This is a genomic window from Streptomyces sp. SID11385, from assembly GCF_010548245.1.
Taxonomy (GTDB): domain Bacteria; phylum Actinomycetota; class Actinomycetes; order Streptomycetales; family Streptomycetaceae; genus Streptomyces.
Genome location: NZ_JAAGLR010001070.1, coordinates 1 through 2,663 on the forward strand (window position 1 = coordinate 1; position 2,663 = coordinate 2,663).

The following is a 2,663-nucleotide window of genomic DNA, read 5'->3' on the forward strand; positions in this document are numbered from 1 at the left end:
GCCTCAGCCCGGCGCGACCCCCGGCCCGTACGCGGCGCAGCCCCAGGCCGGTGCTGCCCCCATCCCGTACCCGGCGCAGCCCCAGCCGGGCGCTTCGCCGGGCCCGTATACCGCGCAGCCCCACCCCGGCGCGGCACCGTACCCGTACCCGTACCCGTACCCGTACCCGCCGCAGCCCCAGGCTTCCGCGCCGCCGGCCGGGGTCGGGGGCGGGGCGGCGTACGGGTATCCGGGACAGGCGCAGCCCGCGCCGTACGGGTATCCCGCGCCGCAGCAGGGAGCGGCCGCGCCTGGCGCGAATCCGTCGGCGTACGCCGGTCCGACGGAGGGGGCGCGCGCCGTGCCGGACGAGGCCGACGACGGCGGCGGGAACGAGGCGCAGTGGCCGCCCCAGCCTCCCTCCGCCACCTGAACAACCCCCGTACCGCAGGGGTTTCAGCGGACTAGACCAATGAGGGCCCGTACCGGTCAAATGGTGCGGGCCCTCGGCCGTTGTCGCAGGCCACACAGCGTTCACGCATCGTTGACATGTTTAGACCAGCGCTGGTAGACACTCACATCACCCCAACGGCTCACAGTGATGCGCCAGTTAACGAAGCGCGAGCGATGACACGAGGTCAGCGGCCCATGAGCAGAGCAGATCAGTACGGCAGAGCACTACCAGCGGGGCCAACGCCCGGAGGCGGCGCGCGTGGCCGGTTCCGGCTCGTCGCGGCGGCCGGGGTAGCGGCGCTCTCGCTCACCGCGGGACTCGCCACGCCGCTGAGTCCCACGACGGCGACGGCCGCCGCGGCCGACAAGGAGACGACGCTGACCGTCGCGCTCGCGCAGAGCGTGGACTCGCTGAGCCCCTTCCTCGCGACGCGTCTGGTCAGCACCAGCGTCTCCCGGCTGATGTACGACTTCCTGACCAATTACGACGCCAAGGACAACCACGTCATACCCGGGCTGGCCACCAAGTGGTCAGCTTCAAAGGACAAATTGACCTGGACGTACGAGATCCGGTCGAACTCGAAGTGGTCCGATGGCGAGCAGGCGACGGCCGAGGACGCCGCCTGGACCTTCAACAAGATGATGACGGACGAGGGCGCGGCCACCGCGAACGGCAGTTTCGTCACCAACTTCAAGAAGGTGACGGCGCCGAGCAAGGACAAGCTCGTCATCGAGCTGAAGAAACCGCAGGCGACCATGACGGCGCTGGACGTTCCGATCGTGCCCAAGCACGTGTGGGAAAAGGTCAACGACCTGTCGAAGTTCAACAACGACCAGAAGTTCCCGATCGTCGGGAACGGGCCGTTCATCCTCACGGGCTACAAGGTCGACAGCTACGTCAAGCTCAAGGCCAACAAGGACTTCTGGCGGGGCAGCCCGAAGTTCGACAACATCGTCTTCCGGTACTACAAGGACCAGGACGCCGCCGTCGCCGCGCTCCGCAAGGGCGAGGTCTCGTTCGTCGCCGGCAGCCCCGCACTGACCCCCGCGCAGGCGCAGTCGCTCAAGGGCGCCCCGGACATCAAGGTCAACGACGGTCCAGGGCGTCGTTTCTACGCCATCGCCACGAACCCGGGCGCGCGGACGAAGGACGGCAAGAAGTTCGGCACGGGCGACCCCTCGCTGCTCAACGAGAAGGTCAGGCACGCGCTGTTCATGGCCGTCGACCGCAAGACCATCGTCGACCGGGTCTTCCAGGGCCAGGCGGTCGAGGGCGCGGGGTACATCCCGCCGCGCTTCGGCGACTACGCCTGGCAGCCCTCGGCCGACCAGGAACTGAAGTACGACCCCAAGGGCGCGGCAAAGCTGCTCGACGAGGCGGGCTACAAGAAGAACGGCGACGGCAAGCGCGTCGGCAAGGACGGCAAGCCCCTGTCGTACCGCATGCTGTGCCACGCCACGGACCCCAACGACCGCGCCGTCAGCAAGTACTTGCAGGAGTGGTGGGGCGACCTCGGCGTCGGTCTCAAGGTCGACTGCCTCGACAACGTGACCGATCCCTGGGTCGCCGGTGACTACGACCTCGCCTTCGACGGCTGGTCCGTCAACCCCGACCCGGACTTCGTCCTCTCGATCCACACGTGCGCGGCGCTGCCCACGAAGCCCAAGGCCGTCGCGGCGACCGACAACTTCATCTGCGACAAGAAGTACGACGATCTGTACGACAAGCAGCTCGCCGAGTACGACCCCGCCAAGCGCGCGGACCTCGTCAAGCAGATGGAGTCGCGGCTCTACGACACGGGCTACATGAACGTGATGGCGTACCCGAACGCCGTCGAGGCGTACCGCACCGACCAGATCAAGTCCATCGAGACCATGCCCACGGCCGCGGGCAACATCTACGGCCAGGACGGCTACTGGAGCTGGTGGTCGGCCGTCCCGGCCGGCGGTGCCTCCTCCGGTGCGACCGACAACGCCTCCTCGGACTCGGGCTCCGGTTCCAACACCGGGCTCTGGATCGGCATCGGTGTCGTGGTCGTCCTCCTCGTCGGCGGCGGCGTGTTCTTCGGGATGCGGCGGCGCGCGACGGCCTGGGACCGCGAGTAGCGGATGACGTCGCGGGGCGGCGTCGGGGCGGCGTCGCGGCGGCGCCCCGTCGCCCCGGAGGCGTCACGACGTCGCGGCATCCCGATCGGCGCCCCGTGCCCGGGGCGGCGTCGCCACGTCGCGGG

1 protein-coding gene is annotated in these 2,663 nt (G+C 69.1%); it reads left to right on the forward strand.

Annotated elements, in window-relative coordinates:
• Positions 1 to 627 precede the first annotated feature (627 nt).
• Entirely contained in the window at positions 628 to 2,538 is a 1,911-nt protein-coding gene (locus tag G3I42_RS32935; RefSeq protein WP_164291343.1) for an ABC transporter substrate-binding protein, read from the forward strand.
• Positions 2,539 to 2,663: the final 125 nt, after the last annotated feature.